This is a genomic window from Wolbachia endosymbiont of Tuta absoluta, from assembly GCF_059414725.1.
Genome location: NZ_JBNRJY010000057.1, coordinates 1 through 16,340, shown reverse-complemented (window position 1 = coordinate 16,340; position 16,340 = coordinate 1). Strand labels below are relative to the sequence as shown.

Here is a 16,340-nt window from a genome sequence, read left to right as displayed (position 1 = left end):
ACATTCGAAAGTTTAGTTTTCCAATCTTTCACATCATCAGCAAGCGGAACTTCTTCAGGTATCCAGTGTATCCTTTGTTGCTGCAACCATGCATCATATGCCCAAGGATAATTAAAAGGCTTGTATATTGGATCGATCGAACAATAACGTTTCTCTCTTTTATTACCCTTCGAGAATATTAAGTCGAATTAACTGTGCAGTTTTAGGTAATGCTCAATATTATGCTGCTAATTTAGGTAATTATATTCTTGGTGGACAAAATTTTTTCGAGAAAGTAAAAAAGGAATACCAAGATAAAAACTTAGAAAATTTTTCTAAGCTTGAACAAGCAGAAGTTAAGCAAAGGGCACATCAAAATGTCTTTTCTACTACAAGGAGTTTATAACTACTATACAGAGCAATCATTAGATTGCTCTGTAGCATCTATTCATTTAAATTCAATATAAAAATTTTCACCAGAAGTTATTTTCCATTCTTCTTTAAATTTCTTTAGGTGTTCTTTTTTTTCGCATTCTAAAAGCAGTTCTTCTATGCTCTTATTATAGCTTTCTGTAGTAATTCTTCCTTGATGATGCATAAACCTCAAATAAATCAAATAAGTGTTAATCACATCTGTTTCACAATAATCGCGAATCTCTTGTATTTTGCCACTATCATATAAGTCCATAACTTGTGAACCATCAACTCCAATCTTACCGGGAAGATTAAATGCTGCGCAAACTTCGTTCATCTTCATTCTTGCAGAAGCTCCAAAATCAGAGAGAGATTCAAGCAAATCACAATGCCAATCACTACTGTACCTCTGATTGTAACTATTCCACTTATCGCCAGCTTTGTGAAAATATTCTGCTTGAATGCCATGAACCATAGCACGGTACTTCAGTACCGGTATATCAAAAGTGCGTCCATTGAACGAAACTAGTCTTGGCTTTTTCTCTGATATGTAGTTAAAAAATCCCTTTACTAGCTCTTTTTCATTGGAGTTTACTGTGCCTCCAGATCTTATTTCTTGTAGTGTGAACATTTCATAACCGCTCTGGCGTGTTATATTACAAAGTAAAAAACTAATGACTACAACAAGGTGGAAGGGCTGACGCAGAAAAGAGTTTTGCCCGTTTGTTATTTCAAGATGATATTTTGTTAATGCGTTCCTCTTTTCTTCTACACTGCTATCATCACTAATATTTAGTAAATTCTTGCAGGAATTTACATCTGGTATAGTTTCAATATCAAATACCAACAAAGAATTAAGCATTACTTATATATTCCTCAGGGCGATCAGTCCAAGGTCGCACTTTTACGAACAAAAAGAGATGAACTTTACACTCAAATAACTTTTCCAATTCTGTACGTGCCTCGATATTAATTTTTTTTATGCTACTGCCGTCTTTTCCTAGCACTATTTTCTTATGATTATCTTTCAATACAAATATGATCTGTTTTATGACTAAACTCTTATCTTTTTTTTCCTCAAATTGTTCAGTTATAACAGCTGTAGAGTATGGCAATTCTTCACGTAGGTTCAAGAATAACTTTTCTCTCGTAATTTCCGCTGATAAAAAATCAGCTGAGGAATCAGTTATTTGATCTTTTTCATAAAACCAAGGGCCTATCGGTGCAATTTCAGACAAGTAACTAGTCAGATCAGAAAGTCCATCATTCTTCAGTGCCGAGATCGTAAAAATTTTTTCAAACTTATAAAGCAAATTTAGGTGCTCATGTGCCATCTTGAGCTCTGATTTCTTTACTAAATCAGTTTTATTGATAACCAAAATGCATCTGCCTTTTGTGCGCTCCAGTCGTGCAAATATCGTTTTTATTCTTTCTATATTTTTTAGGTAATTGTTTACATCAACAAGCAACAAAGTAATGTCACTATCCTTAACTGCTCCCCATGCAGATTTGACTAAAGCTTTTTCAAGATTTGTTTCTGCTGAAAACACTCCTGGAGAGTCAGTAAAAACAATTTGCGCATTGTTGCATATAGCAACACCCCTTACCTGCGTCCTTGTTGTCTGCACTTTAGGGGTGACAATTGCAATTTTCTTGCCTACGATGCTGTTAATTAGCGTTGACTTTCCAGCATTTGGCAAACCAGCTATCGTTACAAATAAGCATTTTTGTTCTTTCACAAAGGAAATTATAAAGAAAACTAAATGCTAACGTCAATTGATTATTATATAGCTTTCTCTTCCCCTTTTGAAGAAAAACGCTCAACTATAGGTGATATAATATACTCATTCACTTTTTTAGCTATTGGTTCAATAATACCAAATGCTACAAGGAACCCTGCAATTACTGCTATGGGTGCTATTATTGCACCTGCTAAAGCTGCCGATCCCATTCCAAGCATTATACTTGGAGAAATAGCAGTTGCAGCTGCAGCAAGACTAACTCCAGTTGCAGCGCTTGCAACAAAGAGACAAGCATGAGTGCAAGCATGAGCATAAGAGAATTGGGATTGTGAGAGTCCCTCACCTGTACAAATGGAAAAGTGTAAGAGTGCAGGAACCGCAGCAACAATTCCACCCATCACCAAAGGTGATAGAGTTGTAAAACTGAGCGCTAAGCCTGTAAGTGCTCCTATTGTTGCTCCTATGCCTAAAACTATTAAACAGACTATAACATCATCTTTTTTCATATACCCCCCCTAAATAATAAATTTCTAAAAAACTTTTAGCTACTTTGAGTATAGCTGAACTAGTTGAATAGGGGAAGGAAATTTTTTATGTTAAAATTAAAGAGCGGGAGAAGGGGTTCGAACCCTCGACCTCAACCTTGGCAAGGTTGCGCTCTACCAACTGAGCCACTCCCGCAATGAAAATTTACTTATTCTTATTATAGGTGCATATCATAATTTGTAAACCCATGCATATGAAAAATATGGGAGCCAATCTTCTATGATCTTTTCGTATACTTAAAACTCATTTTTGATTATTATATGTGTCATAAAACATATTAAATTTATGAGAATATTTGTATATAAAGACGACCTGCCAGCCAGTGCAATACCGAATGATATAAAATCTATAGCTGTTGATACAGAGGCAATGGGGCTACTGCATAGCAGAGATAGATTATGCCTTGTGCAGCTTTCTTTTGGTGATGGCAACGCTCATTTGATTCAATTCAAAAACGATTATACAGCTCCAAATTTGAGAAAAATATTGGAGGATAAAAATATAACCAAAATATTTCACTTTGCGCGATTTGATGTGAGTATAATACATTACTACCTGCAAACTTGGGCACTGCCTTGCTATTGCACGAAAATAGCCTCACGTTTAGTTCGCACCTACACAGATAATCATAGCTTAAAAGAGTTGTGCTTAGAACTACTTGATATAAAATTAAATAAGCAACAACAATCTTCTGATTGGGGAAATGAAATTTTAACAGACAAGCAAAAAAGTTATGCTGCATCTGATGTTTTATATCTCCATAAAATAAAGGAAAAGCTAGATTTAATGCTAGAACGTGAAAATAGAAAAGAATTAGCCGAAAAGTGCTTTGAATTTCTTCCTACTCGTATTGGGCTAGATTCAATGGGTTGGGGGAGTGTAGATATCTTTAATCATCATATGTAATCACTTCACTTGAATCCAGAAAAATTTAGTTGATCAGCTGTTAATTGATACGCTATATTTATAAAAATTTAGGTATTTTATGAGTGATGATATTAAAGCGGTAAATGATCAAAATTTCGAATCTGAAGTTGCTAACCACAAAGGATTTGTGCTGGTAGATTTTTGGGCAGAATGGTGTGGACCATGCAAAAGTCTGATGCCACGTATCGAGCAATTGGCTGAGGATAGAAAAGGCAAGATCAAGATCTGCAAGTTCGACATAGATGGAGAAACTGAGGTGCCAAGTAAGTATGGAGTTCAATCTATACCTACTTTAATCATATTTCAAGATGGTAAGGAAATTGCACGCAAAATTGGCGCAATAAATGATTTACACAGTTGGGTTGATAGTGAAATAAGCGAGTAGACAAATTTCCTTTTGCGTGTATTATAGGTGTTGATAAAAGGGATTGTAGCTCAGTCGGTTAGAGCAGTTCGCTCATAACGAATTGGTCGTAGGTTCGAGTCCTACCAATCCCACCACTATTGATACAATTGCAAGGCCTACTCTCTTAGATAAGCTTTTTGCCTTATTAAAGTACTTGGTTGTTAGTGTTTGAAAACTCCATGATATTAGATTTCTTGCATAACTGGAATTCAAAAGTTCCAGCGCGGTTTTCTTATTGGATCTCAGCTGGGATGACGCCTGGTTATGAAAGAAATCTATTGTCAAAAAAAATTACTTCCGCGTATTTTGAATCTGATTATAATGACAATTAGAGATATTTTAAGAGCTCAAATTTGTCTGCAGACTTTCAATTAATCTTTCAATAAAAAGCGTGCTCTTCAGCTTATATCTGTCGTGTGTGCGCTGCATTTTTTTCTAATCTTTTTATACAGGAGGATTTTATGTCCAGAATTCCAGATATTTGACCTTTACCTTAGCTAATAACAGGCGCCTGTGGTTTTTATAAAGAAAGTGTAGGAAAAACTTTTTCCAGGCATAAATTTGCCATGTATACCTAAAAAGTAATTATATTAGCATAATGTTCATACTTATATGCTAATATTAATATTATTAAAATTGAAGAATATTATGGAACAACAAGCATCAAACAAAGAGAAAGGGATTGAATTTAGATATAATCAATGTAATCAGAAATGCCATTCCTACAAAACAAAACGGACAGACCAAGAATGCCTAGATAAATGCTATGAGAAGTACGTTTCTAAACTTTATCCACAAATTAGTGAGAAATTATTAGCTAGTGAAAACAATCTCTATGATGAAAGCGAAAAATTATTGCTTATAGCAAATGAAATACACAATCAAGATGCAATGTTTTTTTAATCACAAAAGAAACACTTATTTCAATATTTGAAGAGATGTTAGCTTTTTAGATATATTCTGACTTATTGAATAATTCTTTAAATTGGTAAAATACTGTTTCTTTTCCTCTATTTCTTTTTCACTATTCTTTCCACATATCGCTTCTGTTTTTATCTCTGGTTGTTTCTCTTGATTGAGAGAGCCCTTCTTTTCAAAATAATTATCTGTGAATTCTAAAAAGAGTGAAATCAGCTCAGGAAGATTGTATTTGTGTTCACTTGATGAGCACAATTCTGTAATCGAAGAAAAGTGAATATCATCTGCCTTAATAGGTAGTAACGATAGAAACTTATTCCAGCATTTTTTCATTATTCCAACTTCAGGTTCAAGGTTTTTTATTTTAGCTAAGTTGGCATGCTCCATAAAAAACTCTTTATATTGCTCAAAACCTTCAAAAGTTTCTTTTTTTTGGTAGTTTTTTTTCCTATGACTTTTTTCTATGTCAGCAATTTTAGTACCTATATTTGCCTGCTTACTAATAAAGCCATCGTTCTCTAAGTTAAAACAAATTGTGTATGGAGTAATGTCGTTTACTATTGTGTGTGGCTTAAAGTGCCAACCAAAGCATTTGAGTATGAATTTTATTATAGGAGGAAATAGCCATTTAGGTTTTGATATGTGTAGTAATTTCACTACAAGTTTTTTGAATGAGCTAAAGGATTTATTGATAATGCATCTTAAATGAATATTTTCATCTTTTTTAAACTTTTTATAAACCTCCGCAGCTATTGGTCCTCCAGCACAGCTTCCATACAGTACTATATTGTCTGGGTGAATGCCTTGCTTTAGAAGATCTGAAATGACTCCAATTCCTGCATTTACTCGATTTCGACCGTTTAAAGAATGGCCTTTGCTTTTTCCAGAACCAGGAAAATTAATAAGGTGAACATCCATACCTGCTTCAGCTGCCCAATTCCATTCACTTTTGTCTTCATTTGGCTCTTTTTCAAAAGTATATGTAAGCCCTGGAAAGTAAACTATATGCTTTTTCTTTCTGCTATCTGCACTGCTCTTCGAGTTTGACATCACTATCTTTTGAATTCGCATTCCATTTTGAACTTCTACGAACTCTTCCCTAATTTTTATTGTATTTTCTTCTGTTACTTTCATTTTGCGTTTTTCACTATATTGATTTAATAATACATGAAATTTTAGAAAAAATCAATTTTACTAAAAAATTAACTTATAGCGTATCTATCTTTATATTTATTGGAATTAAAGTAGTAGTGAGAAATGCCTCTTGACATTTGATAAACCTAAACGTAGCCTAAAACAATTTACTGTTTATTTATGACATTTGTTCAATTACTTAATAATCAATTAGATAGTTTACACTTATTAAAACACCCATTTTACGAGTCATGGAATGAAGGTAGCTTAAGCCTGCAGGCTCTGCAAACCTACGCTAAGGAATATTATCACCATGTTGCTGCTTTTCCTCGTTATATCAGCGGTATACATTCCTTGTGTCCGAATTTGAAAATGCGGCAAGTTTTACTTGGTAATTTAATAGAGGAAGAACAAGGCGACGAGAATCACCCAGAATTATGGCAGCGTTTTGCTGAAGGACTGGGAGTAGCACGTTCAGAACTTTGTGAAAATGCACAAATTAAGGAGACACGAGAATTAGTTGATGGTTATTTTGACATTGTAAAATCAGATTTTGCAGCAGGTCTTGGAGCTCTGTACGCTTATGAACGTCAAACTCCAGAGGTTTCTAAGTCTAAAATTGAAGGTCTGAAAAAACACTATTCAATAAATGATGAGCGTTCTCTCAAATTTTTTACCGTTCATATGGAAGCTGATGAGTGGCATTCTGAAGAATGTGCAAACCTTATTGCAGATTTAAACGAAGAAGAGCAAGAGAAAGTTATGCAAGGCGCTGAAAAAGGAGCAAAACTCTTATGGGGTTTTCTTGATGGCATGATGAATGTTGATGTTTGTCATTAATTATAAGTAGATACTAAATTCAGTGGTAGCATGTAATCTTCTTATATCTGATTTACGGCTTTGGGTTCATTTGGGATGTAGTGCAGAAGAGAAGTCTTCTCCCCAATTGGTGAGTATTGACGTTGATTTCACTTTTAAATCTCCTCCTTCAGGGCTTACAACTGATCAACTTAAAGATACTATCTGCTATTTGGAAGTAGTGCAAAATATTCAATCTCTTGTTCAGGGCAAGCAATTTAATTTAATCGAGCATTTAACTCATGAGATATACAGAGCCATTAATAACCTTTTGCTGCGAAAGAAGCATATTATTTCTTCTGTCAGGGTGACTACTCACAAAATCGCACCACCAGTTCCTGGTGTGCATGGGGGCGTTTTTTTTACTTACTGTAATGAATTGCAAGAATGATCTATATTTCTATTGGATCAAATATAGGGAATCGCCTTTCCCATTTACAAAGAGCTACTGAGTTACTAAAGAAGCGCTATTTAAAAGGCTTAAAGTCTTCGATCATTCTAGAAACTGAGGCTATTTTACCAAATGGTGCTCCACCTGAGTGGAATAAGCCATTTCTTAACATGATTGTCTATGGAAGTTGTTCTTCTTCTCCTGAGGAGCTACTAAAAGGCTTAAAACAAATCGAATGTGATATTGGTCGTCCACAAGTCTACGAAAAATGGGCACCTCGTGTTATTGATTTAGATATTTTGTTATGGGATGATCTAACGCTTGATACACCTGACCTTAAAATTCCTCATCCAGAATTGGTACACAGACCATTTTTGCTCCACTTGATGGCAATGGTTAACAAAACTTTTGCTTTCAATGTTCAAGAATGTTTTTCAAAGAGTTTTACGCTTTCACCAAAGCTTATGGGTATCGTCAATATTACCCCTGATTCATTTTCAGATGGTGGTCTTTATTATGATGCGAATCGAGCAACCAAGCAGGCATTGCAGTTGGTATCAGATGGTGCAAGCATAGTTGATCTTGGAGCTCAATCAACAAGGCCTGGAGCTTCAATAAAGACGCCAGAGGAAGAGTATGAACGTCTAAAACCAGTACTTGATAATCTTAGCGACTATATGAAAAATGGTGATATTGAAGTCAGCATTGATAGTTTTTGGCCAGACATTATTTTAAACGTTTTGAAGCACTACAATATTGCCTGGGTAAATGATCAGAAGGGAGATCTGAGTAGTAATACCTTAAAAGAAGTTGCTAGCAGTGGGTGTAGTGTCGTTATTATGCATTCACTTTCGATACCACCACATAAGGAAAATATTATTCCACATGACACTGACCCAATTGATATCATAAATAATTGGGCAGAGAAGAGCATTAACAAACTACTTGACCTTGGTTTTGATGAAAATTCAATAATTATTGATCCTGGTATTGGTTTTGGCAAATCTATGTATCAGAATATTCAGATTTTACGCAGTATAGAAACTTTACAAAATTTTGGCTGCAAGGTTTTAGTTGGCCATTCCAGAAAGTCATTTATTTCCTCTTTTTCCATAGAATCTCCCTCTAATAGAGATTTAGAAACAATTGCTACATCTGCTATACTGCACAATAAGGTTGATTTCCTTAGAGTGCATAATGTGCGTGATCATATGCGATTTTTTGTAGCCCAAGCTGCCTTACAGGGATGAAGATTATTGGAATTATGGCTGTTGACCCTAATGGGGTAATTGGAATAAATAATGATTTGCCCTGGCGTTATCCAAGTGAATTCAAACATTTTTGTCAAGTAACCGACAAGCAAGTTATTGTGATGGGAAGAAAGACATTTGAAACCGTGCCTCAGAGCATACTAAAGAATCGTACACCTATTGTTTTCTCCCGTAACAAGTGTTTTAATAGAGGTCCAAAATGTACTGTTGTCTCTTCCATGCAAGAATTTCTGTCAATTCAAAGTAGTTCTCAAGTCTTTGTGATTGGTGGGGCACAAATAGCACACCTTTTTTTAGAGCATAACCTAATCTCAGAATTTATTATAACTGAAATTCACAAGCCCTATAAGGGTGATACATACCTCAATTTAGCATTTTTTGATGGATGGAATAAAACTATTCTCGTCAGAACAGAAGACTATACTATATTCAATTGTATCCGTTCGGCAGAGTAGTAAAATAAGGTAGGCGAGAAAAGACAACTATCAGTGCATGACACTGGCTCCTTTATGATGGTCAGTGCCCAGAAACTGGCATCCAGTTAAATTTATGGATCTCAGTGTTAGCTACTTAAATAACAGGGGAGAGCTACTAAATGACATCTTCAATTTCTGTACAGCTACATCGCAAGAAAGGAAGCACTGGCTTTCACATTAGCAAATTCCCTGAATAGATGCATACAATTTAATGCATAATGAAGTGTGACCTTAGCCAAAAAAAAAGCAGCAAAAAAGTTAACGCGTTCTAGACGTAACTTTACTAAGTACCATTTCTCTTAATTCTTCAGTCAGTGTGCCACTATCCAAAACACTGTTATGAGGATCATCTCCATATATACACAGATCATCACGAATCTTGATCGGATTACCATTTAATAATCGATCATCTCTCATTGCATTTGCCAACTGTGCAGGAAGTGGTATTAATTTGTCTCTTGCGTGATTAATAATTACTATTGGCGTTTTTTCATTTTGTGACTTTTGTAAATTATCTACTATATCAAAGTCTAAATCGAAGGCTTTTAGTATTCTTTTTAGTAGGAATGAGGGCAGTATACTCAAAATTTTCGTCTGAGGTATTGGAAAATGCTCTATTGCTGTATGAAAAGAACTAAAAGTGCTAGTGAAGACAATTCCTCCAAGTTTAACATCTCTATTCGCAAAATGCCTTGATACTTCTGATGCAACTGCTCCTCCAAAAGAATGACCGAAAAGTATAATATTTTCGGGTTTTACACCTTGATTTATTAGTTGATTAATTTTCTCTATTGAAGACTTGAATAAGTTTTGATTCTTATTTAGAAACGGAATCATGAGTAGCAATATAGATAAAAAAACACAAGCTGAAGCTGATAAGACTGCCAATCCAGCTGTTCTAGCTGTTATTGGATTAGTGAGCAGTATGACAGTAGGTGGCAATATTGATGCTAGTAAGCATACGAAGCTGGTTAAGGCATAAGTTATATAATTTTGAAATGCAGCCGGGTATTTGTGTGCATGAGTGTGAAAATTAGGTATATCATGGTGGTGCATGAGCTCAGATTGCATATCTTTACAGAATGTAGTTGCATTTTTATAATTATCCCCTAACCCATGAAAGAATATAAGATGTATTTCTTTTTCTTTAGTGTTAGGCATTATTTTCACTATTAAATATTTTCAATTATATACTATTCTTATAATTTTGTTGAGCTTTTTCTATGTTAACTAGTGAACCGGCAATCTTAAAATGCTTGCAAGATCGATCTAGTATCAGCTTTTTTGCCAATATTTCATCTTGTTTTGCGAACTCTTCTTGGATTTCTTTTAGATTAATTATTTTGTCGTAGTCAATGAATATAGTTTTAACCCCAAAATTATTGAATATCTCATAGATATTTTGAGATTCATCTGTTTGCAATAAACCAACAATTATATTATAATTTACTGCATTCTCTGCTGTCAAAGCAGATGGTTCTTTGTTTACTTTTTCACTATAAGCGATATTACTTAATAGTAGAAATGTAATTAATAGTATATTAAATATTCTATTGTAACATTTATACATTATTTCCTAAATAATTATATTAATATTATAATATATTATAGAACATTAAGAAAAAGAATGTGGCCTGAGCAGGAATCGAACCAGCGACACAAGGATTTTCAGTCCTTTGCTCTACCAACTGAGCTATCAGGCCAACTACGTACTTTCATTTTTAGATAAAAAACGTTATCATGTCCATCAAAAGTTTTTGAAGTATAGAAACAAAGAATGAACATTAGTAACAAAATAGGAATTTATCCTGGTACATTTGACCCCATAACTTTTGGGCACCTTGACATAATAAAAAGAGCATGTAAGCTAGTCGATAAGTTGATAATTGGTGTTGCAGAGAATGTTAATAAACATACTAATTTTGACATAAGACTGCGCACAAGCATGGCTAAAAATGAAGTGAAAGGAGCAGGAATTGATGCAGATATTATATCCTTTAATGGGTTGCTAGTGAAGTTTGCCAAAGAGCAAAATGCTTCTGTTATTATTAGAGGACTGAGAGCAGTATCGGATTTTGATTACGAGTTTCAAATGAGTTGGGTAAATTATAAGCTCTTTCCTGAAATCGAAACTATATTTCTTCCTGCATCTGAGGATACTCAATTTATCTCATCAAGTTTTGTAAAGGAAATAGCGAGATTAGGAGGAGATGTTAGCAACTTTGTGTCAAAAAGTGTCCAAAGTGAATTGATTAATCTAAATAGGGTAGAAAATGGAGAATAAGTATTTGTTGTCTTTTTTATTTCCAAACGAGTATGTTAGATGTGTAAAATATTGTAAGCTAAAGGAGAGACATGTTAAAAGTGAGGGATAATAATGTAATAGTTTGCTGCCGTGGTGATGAAAATGATGATGGTTCTGGTCATCCAATAGTATACTTACACAAAGAAGGAGAAATGTATTGTCCTTATTGTAATAAGTCAATGGATGAAATAGTGAGTGCCGAAGAATTTCAATCTGTTGAGGTGAAAGTAATAAGCAAGAAGGAAAGAACCAAAGGTTAATAGTACTTCATTTTTTTAGCTTATGTAAATAGCAATAAAGGGGGCAGTAAAGATGAAACTGTCCATACGGTCAAGTACTCCTCCATGGCCTGGTATAATACCTCCACTATCTTTAACATTGTAAACTCTTTTGATGAGTGACTCAGTGAAATCTCCAAGTTGGGCTAGAATAGCAACTATCAAACCAATTATTGGAGAATAAAAAATTGGAAATAAACTCAAAAATATTGAGCCAAAAATTGTACACACTATTCCAGCTAAGACTGCACCAAAAAGTCCTAACCAAGTTTTCCCAGGGCTAATGATTGGACAAATTCTAGTTTTACCAAAATTTTTGCCGAAAAAATAGGCAGCAATATCGATGCTCCAAATAGTTAAGATAAGCCATACTAATGCATATTTTCCCTGTGGTAGATTATATAGGCATATTAGCGAGGCATTTGGTAGTGCGATTAATAGTAATGCGAAAATGTATAAGATTCTATTGCCCTGAGTTAGATTATACCATTCAAAAGAAGATAAAACTGCAATTGAAAAAATTAGTAGATAAAATGATAAATCACTGAAATATGTAGCAAAAGAAAATATGAGTAATATTACTATTGAGGACAATATTCTAACCATAAAGTTATTATCTACCATATTTTTTTTCTCTTTTCGTATAATCTTCTAGTGCTTTGGTCAAATCTTGACAAGAAAAATCGGGCCACAAAGTATCACAAAAATACAATTCAGCATAAGCTGCTTGCCATAATAAAAAATTGCTTAACCTTTTTTCGCCACCAGTGCGAATTAATAAATCCAATTTTGGCAAATCTTTAGTATACAGAAATTTTTCAAATTCCTCTTCCAATACGCAATCAATATTTCCTTTTATGACGTTGTTGATAGCATGTATAATTTCCTGCTTTGCTCCATAACTAACTGCAACAGTGAGTAATAGACCATCGTTCTTATGTGTCACTTCTTCTGCTTTTTTGATTTGATCGAATATTTTACTGGGCAATAGACTTAAATTGCCAATAAAATTTAACTTAATGTTACAATTGTAAATGAATTTCATTTTATCTTCATTAGTTAAAGTGTAGTAAAATAAATTAAATAGGTAGTCTGTTTCGTTTTCAGATCTGAGCCAATTTTCCATGGAAAATGCATACAAAGTTAAGTAAGGTATGGCCAGGACTGTGCAATGCTTAGCAATATCAAATGCAACCTCACTGCCTTTTCTATAGCCATCAATTTTTACCCTTCCTTGATTGTTTGCCCACCTACCATTACCATCCATAATAATTGCTAGATGTTTTGGCAGAGATTCTAGATTCAACATTTGAATTCAACCTGTTCTAATTAGCTTAATGTCTATATCTCTGTATGAAACGTTCACTATATCCACCTAAAACTATATTATTACTGAAAAATCATTGATAGTCTATATTACAAAAATTTTCTCAACCTCGGTGTCAGCTGCCAGTGATTTTACTAAGAAATATGGCAAAAATGGTCTAAATTGAGCGTGTTTTCTTAATTTGATGCGTATGGTTTATTTAACACCCTCTTAAATTTATAAAGCAAAACCTTGGATATAAACACTTTTTAAGCTATGTCATGATATGTAACTGACTTGCATTTTTTCTTTCCGTGTCCCACTTAAGACATTACTAGGCCCATTTTTATCTTCTAGTAGTTTTATAATATCGCTAAGACTAGAATGACTACACATGGATTTTAACTCTTCAAAAGGAGTAAAACCGATTCCATTAACAACTTTCTGATTTCCTAGTAATTCTATTGTATCTACGTAGTTAAGATTATCACGATAAAATATGAGTCGAAATTTTTTAATGTTAAAAGAAATGATATTTTCAACAACCTCCTGATTTTTTAGTAGTCTTACAATATCGCTAAAGAGAAACTTATCATTACAAAGTATGAATTTAAGTTTTTCATAATCAATAAAATTGATGTGCTCAACAACTTGTTGATTTTCTAGCAACCTTATAATCTTGTAACTGCTACTAGTATAATTGCTACTATTAAACTTATCGCTATTATGAATGAGTTCAAATTTTTCATAATCAATAAAACAGAGGTATTCAACAACTTTTTGATTTCCTAATAACTCCATAATATTTTCACCACTAAACTTATTACTCTTGAGTATAAGTTGAAGCTTTTTATCACCAATAGAGTTAATTCGATCAATAGAACTCTGATCTTTTAGTAATTCTGTAACATTTTGCTCACTAAGCTTACCATCACTCTCAACTATCATCCATTGAATAAGACGGATATTCCTAATATCATTTTGATTTTTTGGTGGTATTCCCACATCTGCATCGTTGCAAAACTGAACATCATCAACATGTTTTTCATTAATTCCTTTATTTCCTAGTGCTTCTTTAGCGAAGTTATTCGGATCATTTTTTTCATCTTCCTCGTAATCATAATATCCATAATTTTCTCCATTCTCCTCACTATCACTACTTTCGAATTCATTGTTGATATTGCAAATCTTTCCACCTTTTAGTATTTCTAGAATATTGTGCTCCGCAGGTGCATTATTTAGCATGGACCTAAACATTTCATCATCATAATCGTTGATGTGATTAACAATGCTCTCATCTAATAATAATTCTTCAATACCTTTGTGACTAAACTTATTATGATACTTGCATAAGATTTTAAGCTTACTGTAATCCATTGAATTGATGCCATCAACAACTCTTTGATTTGATAGTAATTCTCTGTTATAAGTCTTACATATCAGTTGAAGTTTTTCGTTATATAAGTCTTCTGCATTGCCTGCCTTATCAAAATCCATAATCTTATTTCAATTTACTTAGTATTTTAATTTTGCATGTATTAGGAGGAAAGAATCAAGCATAAGGCCTAATGAATTTATTAGTTTATTTATGTTTCTTTTCATGTATAAATTTATAGAAAGTTTTATATAGAAGTTATTTTATGAGCAAAATTATAGAAATCAGAGCGCCAAAAACTCTTGGTGGTGAATCAGTTACGGAAGGTATAGTAAAAATAAAGAAAAATATCGGCGAAGCAGTAAAAGTAGATGACTTGATCTTTGAAATTGAAACTGATAAAACGGCGCTAGAACTAACTGCAGAAGCTTCAGGACAAATAACTGAATTTTTTGTGAAAGAAGATGATATAATTAGCCCTGATCAATTACTGGCAAAACTTGCTGCAGGAGAAGTAGAAGAAGAAGTGAAAAAAGAAGATAAAGGCGAAGGCCCTGATAAAAAAGATGCCCCTTCAGCTCGTAAAATTATGGAAGAAAATGCAATTAGTGCAGAAAATGTAAAAGGAACTGGCATGGGAGGTAGAATAACTAAAGCGGATGTGATAGACCATATGAGTAAAGCTGAACAACCTTCGGTAAAACAATATGAATCGCCAAAAAGTGTAGTAAGTGGAGAGAGAAGAGAAGAGCGAGTGAAAATGAGCAAAATAAGGCAAGTAATAGCTGCTCGTTTGAAAGCATCGCAAAATACTGCTGCAATACTGACCACGTTCAATGAAATTGACATGAAAAACGTCATGGATCTGAGGGCAAAGTATAAAGAAACTTTTGAAAAGAAATATGGAATAAAACTGGGTTTCATGTCGTTTTTTATAAAGGCAGCAGTGCAAGCACTAAAAGAAATTCGTGAGATTAACGCTGAGATTTCAGGTGATGAAATTGTATATAAAAATTACTATGACATAGGTGTTGCTGTTGGCACTGATAAAGGTCTTGTTGTACCAGTTATTCGTGATGCTGATCAAATGTCATTTGCTGAAATTGAACTAACTTTAGTTGCTCTTGGCAAAAAAGCACGAGAAGGTAAGCTGCAAGTATCGGAAATGGAAGGTGCAACATTTACTATCTCAAACGGTGGTGTATATGGTTCACTTCTTTCTACTCCGATAATAAACCCTCCGCAATCTGGAATACTTGGCATGCACTCAATACAAAATAGGCCAGTTGCTGTGAGTAGCTCAATTGAAATCAGACCTATGATGTACATTTCCCTCTCTTACGACCACAGAATAGTTGATGGCAAAGGAGCAGTTACTTTCCTTGTTAAAATCAAAAATTACATAGAAGATCCAAATAGATTGGTTTTGGAAATTTAAACAGATTAAAAAAAGACAAGTAAGTTTTTCTGAAGTTTTTAAGGTGGGTGTTACAGCTGTACAAACATTTGTTTATAAGGGTAACTTATACGAAAAATGGTCAGTACGAGCATTGTGATTTAGGCCTAAAAAATGCGAGTAGCCCATTTGGTGTTATCCAAGTAGCTGACACTGGGATCCAAATTGCAAGTAATGCATTAGGTTGGGTGAGTATAGGTCTTGCGTTATAGAATAACATCATTTACTATGTGCCATATTGCAATGTTTGTAAAGTTGTGTGTGTGGTCCACCAAAAGGGTGTCAGCTACTTGCATGACACTATCTGCTATTTTTCCTTATCTGAATGAATACAAAACGGTTTTTGGTTACTCACGAAATAGATTTGTCCATTTTGCTCTTATTATTTAAAACGCTTTTATGTCAAATATATCAAATTTTTATTGTCCCAAATTTGGGAGAAAAACCCTGGACTTGAAGTCCATCCTTTTAAGAATATAATTTTAAGGTGAAAAATCTGAAAGAATGTGGAATATTATAGAAAAAGCAGTCACTCTGTATATATATCACATAGTGTGG

The 16,340-nt window shown here is 33.9% G+C and carries 21 protein-coding genes, 3 tRNA genes and 1 pseudogene; 13 read left to right on the top strand and 12 right to left on the bottom strand.

The window, feature by feature from the left end; translation table 11 throughout:
* A partial coding sequence (locus ACJ5GX_RS00515; RefSeq protein ID WP_495292576.1) for a ribonucleotide-diphosphate reductase subunit beta occupies positions 1–137 on the bottom strand: 137 nt, incomplete at its 3' end.
* On the opposite strand from ACJ5GX_RS00515, the gene ACJ5GX_RS00510 reads away from it, so the two are divergent.
* The gene (locus ACJ5GX_RS00510) at positions 128–385 is read left to right on the top strand and encodes a hypothetical protein (RefSeq protein ID WP_495292574.1); all 258 of its coding nucleotides are present in this window, start codon (positions 128–130) and stop codon (positions 383–385) included. The genes ACJ5GX_RS00515 and ACJ5GX_RS00510 overlap by 10 nt on opposite strands.
* A 42-nt stretch (positions 386–427) precedes the next feature.
* Here ACJ5GX_RS00510 and ACJ5GX_RS00505 read toward each other — a convergent pair whose 3' ends face one another.
* From ACJ5GX_RS00505 to ACJ5GX_RS00490, 4 genes are all read right to left on the bottom strand, one after another.
* Complete coding sequence (locus tag ACJ5GX_RS00505; protein WP_019236725.1) at positions 428–1,255, bottom strand: 3'-5' exonuclease; 828 nt, start codon at positions 1,253–1,255, stop codon at positions 428–430.
* Positions 1,248–2,132: a GTPase Era gene (era, locus tag ACJ5GX_RS00500; protein ID WP_052264868.1), complete on the bottom strand. Its 885-nt coding sequence runs from the start codon at positions 2,130–2,132 to the stop codon at positions 1,248–1,250. The genes ACJ5GX_RS00505 and era overlap by 8 nt, the downstream gene beginning before the upstream one ends.
* Before the next feature lie 44 nt (positions 2,133–2,176).
* A complete protein-coding gene (locus ACJ5GX_RS00495) occupies positions 2,177–2,641 on the bottom strand; it encodes a hypothetical protein (RefSeq protein WP_230608982.1) in 465 nt (154 codons plus the stop codon).
* 102 nt (positions 2,642–2,743) lie between these two features.
* A tRNA-Gly gene (locus ACJ5GX_RS00490) sits at positions 2,744–2,816 on the bottom strand.
* 150 nt (positions 2,817–2,966) lie between these two features.
* On the opposite strand from ACJ5GX_RS00490, the gene ACJ5GX_RS00485 reads away from it, so the two are divergent.
* The 4 genes from ACJ5GX_RS00485 (at position 2,967) to ACJ5GX_RS00470 (ending at position 4,917) form a co-directional block, all read left to right on the top strand.
* Positions 2,967–3,587 (top strand): ribonuclease D, encoded by a 621-nt coding sequence (locus tag ACJ5GX_RS00485; RefSeq protein ID WP_052264772.1) that lies wholly within the window; start codon positions 2,967–2,969, stop codon positions 3,585–3,587.
* Between the two features lie 79 nt (positions 3,588–3,666).
* Positions 3,667–3,993 carry a thioredoxin gene (gene trxA / locus ACJ5GX_RS00480; protein ID WP_007302120.1) on the top strand — a complete coding sequence of 109 codons (327 nt, stop codon included), beginning with the start codon at positions 3,667–3,669 and terminating at the stop codon, positions 3,991–3,993.
* Between the two features lie 39 nt (positions 3,994–4,032).
* Positions 4,033–4,109: transfer RNA gene (locus ACJ5GX_RS00475), tRNA-Ile, on the top strand.
* A gap of 517 nt (positions 4,110–4,626) precedes the next feature.
* Positions 4,627–4,917 carry a hypothetical protein gene (locus tag ACJ5GX_RS00470; protein WP_012481886.1) on the top strand — a complete coding sequence of 97 codons (291 nt, stop codon included), beginning with the start codon at positions 4,627–4,629 and terminating at the stop codon, positions 4,915–4,917.
* Positions 4,918–4,932: 15 nt separating this feature from the next.
* On the opposite strand, the gene ACJ5GX_RS00465 is transcribed toward ACJ5GX_RS00470, so the two are convergent.
* Positions 4,933–6,066, bottom strand: a complete 1,134-nt coding sequence (locus tag ACJ5GX_RS00465) for an alpha/beta hydrolase (RefSeq protein ID WP_052264773.1) — start codon at positions 6,064–6,066, stop codon at positions 4,933–4,935.
* A 180-nt stretch (positions 6,067–6,246) separates the two neighbouring features.
* Between ACJ5GX_RS00465 and ACJ5GX_RS00460 the strand changes: the two genes are divergently transcribed.
* From ACJ5GX_RS00460 to ACJ5GX_RS00445, 4 genes are read left to right on the top strand one after another with little or no spacing between them, the layout of a single operon-like run.
* Positions 6,247–6,906, top strand: a complete 660-nt coding sequence (locus ACJ5GX_RS00460) for a CADD family putative folate metabolism protein (protein ID WP_052264774.1) — start codon at positions 6,247–6,249, stop codon at positions 6,904–6,906.
* A 22-nt stretch (positions 6,907–6,928) separates the two neighbouring features.
* Positions 6,929–7,315 carry a dihydroneopterin aldolase gene (locus tag ACJ5GX_RS00455; RefSeq protein WP_052264775.1) on the top strand — a complete coding sequence of 129 codons (387 nt, stop codon included), beginning with the start codon at positions 6,929–6,931 and terminating at the stop codon, positions 7,313–7,315.
* The gene (gene folP, locus ACJ5GX_RS00450) at positions 7,312–8,565 is read left to right on the top strand and encodes a dihydropteroate synthase (RefSeq protein ID WP_052264776.1); all 1,254 of its coding nucleotides are present in this window, start codon (positions 7,312–7,314) and stop codon (positions 8,563–8,565) included. Before ACJ5GX_RS00455 ends, folP begins: the two co-directional genes overlap by 4 nt.
* Positions 8,562–9,041, top strand: a complete 480-nt coding sequence (locus tag ACJ5GX_RS00445; protein ID WP_052264777.1) for a dihydrofolate reductase — start codon at positions 8,562–8,564, stop codon at positions 9,039–9,041. The genes folP and ACJ5GX_RS00445 overlap by 4 nt, the downstream gene beginning before the upstream one ends.
* A 279-nt stretch (positions 9,042–9,320) precedes the next feature.
* Here ACJ5GX_RS00445 and ACJ5GX_RS00440 read toward each other — a convergent pair whose 3' ends face one another.
* The 3 genes and pseudogenes from ACJ5GX_RS00440 to ACJ5GX_RS00430 all read right to left on the bottom strand — a co-directional run bounded on the left by ACJ5GX_RS00440 (position 9,321) and on the right by ACJ5GX_RS00430 (position 10,765).
* Positions 9,321–10,223, bottom strand: a complete 903-nt coding sequence (locus ACJ5GX_RS00440; protein WP_230608984.1) for a PGAP1-like alpha/beta domain-containing protein — start codon at positions 10,221–10,223, stop codon at positions 9,321–9,323.
* 103 nt (positions 10,224–10,326) lie between these two features.
* Positions 10,327–10,632 (bottom strand): annotated as a pseudogene (locus ACJ5GX_RS00435) (glutamine amidotransferase); the annotation flags it as partial.
* 60 nt (positions 10,633–10,692) lie between these two features.
* Positions 10,693–10,765, bottom strand: a tRNA-Phe gene (locus ACJ5GX_RS00430).
* 74 nt (positions 10,766–10,839) lie between these two features.
* Between ACJ5GX_RS00430 and coaD the strand changes: the two genes are divergently transcribed.
* Together coaD and ACJ5GX_RS00420 are read left to right on the top strand one after the other, a co-directional pair.
* A complete protein-coding gene (coaD, locus tag ACJ5GX_RS00425; protein WP_007302835.1) occupies positions 10,840–11,346 on the top strand; it encodes a pantetheine-phosphate adenylyltransferase in 507 nt (168 codons plus the stop codon).
* Positions 11,347–11,417: 71 nt separating this feature from the next.
* A complete protein-coding gene (locus tag ACJ5GX_RS00420) occupies positions 11,418–11,627 on the top strand; it encodes a zinc-finger domain-containing protein (protein WP_007302836.1) in 210 nt (69 codons plus the stop codon).
* Between the two features lie 15 nt (positions 11,628–11,642).
* Here ACJ5GX_RS00420 and ACJ5GX_RS00415 read toward each other — a convergent pair whose 3' ends face one another.
* The 3 genes from ACJ5GX_RS00415 to ACJ5GX_RS00405 form a co-directional block, all read right to left on the bottom strand.
* A complete protein-coding gene (locus ACJ5GX_RS00415) occupies positions 11,643–12,269 on the bottom strand; it encodes a phosphatidate cytidylyltransferase (protein ID WP_052264980.1) in 627 nt (208 codons plus the stop codon).
* Positions 12,259–12,954 carry a polyprenyl diphosphate synthase gene (gene uppS / locus ACJ5GX_RS00410; protein ID WP_007302838.1) on the bottom strand — a complete coding sequence of 232 codons (696 nt, stop codon included), beginning with the start codon at positions 12,952–12,954 and terminating at the stop codon, positions 12,259–12,261. Before uppS ends, ACJ5GX_RS00415 begins: the two co-directional genes overlap by 11 nt.
* A 276-nt stretch (positions 12,955–13,230) precedes the next feature.
* Positions 13,231–14,448 (bottom strand): hypothetical protein, encoded by a 1,218-nt coding sequence (locus tag ACJ5GX_RS00405; RefSeq protein WP_007302839.1) that lies wholly within the window; start codon positions 14,446–14,448, stop codon positions 13,231–13,233.
* Positions 14,449–14,591: 143 nt separating this feature from the next.
* Here ACJ5GX_RS00405 and odhB point away from each other — a divergent pair, with 143 nt between their 5' ends.
* Both odhB and ACJ5GX_RS00395 read left to right on the top strand, forming a co-directional pair.
* Positions 14,592–15,764 (top strand): 2-oxoglutarate dehydrogenase complex dihydrolipoyllysine-residue succinyltransferase, encoded by a 1,173-nt coding sequence (gene odhB / locus ACJ5GX_RS00400; protein ID WP_007302840.1) that lies wholly within the window; start codon positions 14,592–14,594, stop codon positions 15,762–15,764.
* Between the two features lie 47 nt (positions 15,765–15,811).
* The gene (locus tag ACJ5GX_RS00395) at positions 15,812–15,994 is read left to right on the top strand and encodes a hypothetical protein (protein ID WP_052264981.1); all 183 of its coding nucleotides are present in this window, start codon (positions 15,812–15,814) and stop codon (positions 15,992–15,994) included.
* Positions 15,995–16,340: the final 346 nt, after the last annotated feature.

Coding starts and splice junctions, on each gene's coding strand:
- ACJ5GX_RS00470 (WP_012481886.1), top strand. CDS start 4,627: ATGCTAATATTAATATTATTAAAATTGAAGAATATTATGGAACAACAA.
- odhB (WP_007302840.1), top strand. CDS start 14,592: ATGAGCAAAATTATAGAAATCAGAGCGCCAAAAACTCTTGGTGGTGAA.
- ACJ5GX_RS00440 (WP_230608984.1), bottom strand. CDS start 10,223: ATGCCTAACACTAAAGAAAAAGAAATACATCTTATATTCTTTCATGGG.
- ACJ5GX_RS00465 (WP_052264773.1), bottom strand. CDS start 6,066: ATGAAAGTAACAGAAGAAAATACAATAAAAATTAGGGAAGAGTTCGTA.
- uppS (WP_007302838.1), bottom strand. CDS start 12,954: ATGTTGAATCTAGAATCTCTGCCAAAACATCTAGCAATTATTATGGAT.
- ACJ5GX_RS00445 (WP_052264777.1), top strand. CDS start 8,562: ATGAAGATTATTGGAATTATGGCTGTTGACCCTAATGGGGTAATTGGA.
- ACJ5GX_RS00420 (WP_007302836.1), top strand. CDS start 11,418: ATGTTAAAAGTGAGGGATAATAATGTAATAGTTTGCTGCCGTGGTGAT.
- ACJ5GX_RS00415 (WP_052264980.1), bottom strand. CDS start 12,269: ATGGTAGATAATAACTTTATGGTTAGAATATTGTCCTCAATAGTAATA.
- trxA (WP_007302120.1), top strand. CDS start 3,667: ATGAGTGATGATATTAAAGCGGTAAATGATCAAAATTTCGAATCTGAA.
- ACJ5GX_RS00485 (WP_052264772.1), top strand. CDS start 2,967: ATGAGAATATTTGTATATAAAGACGACCTGCCAGCCAGTGCAATACCG.
- ACJ5GX_RS00460 (WP_052264774.1), top strand. CDS start 6,247: ATGACATTTGTTCAATTACTTAATAATCAATTAGATAGTTTACACTTA.
- ACJ5GX_RS00495 (WP_230608982.1), bottom strand. CDS start 2,641: ATGAAAAAAGATGATGTTATAGTCTGTTTAATAGTTTTAGGCATAGGA.
- ACJ5GX_RS00505 (WP_019236725.1), bottom strand. CDS start 1,255: ATGCTTAATTCTTTGTTGGTATTTGATATTGAAACTATACCAGATGTA.
- folP (WP_052264776.1), top strand. CDS start 7,312: ATGATCTATATTTCTATTGGATCAAATATAGGGAATCGCCTTTCCCAT.
- ACJ5GX_RS00405 (WP_007302839.1), bottom strand. CDS start 14,448: ATGGATTTTGATAAGGCAGGCAATGCAGAAGACTTATATAACGAAAAA.
- coaD (WP_007302835.1), top strand. CDS start 10,840: ATGAACATTAGTAACAAAATAGGAATTTATCCTGGTACATTTGACCCC.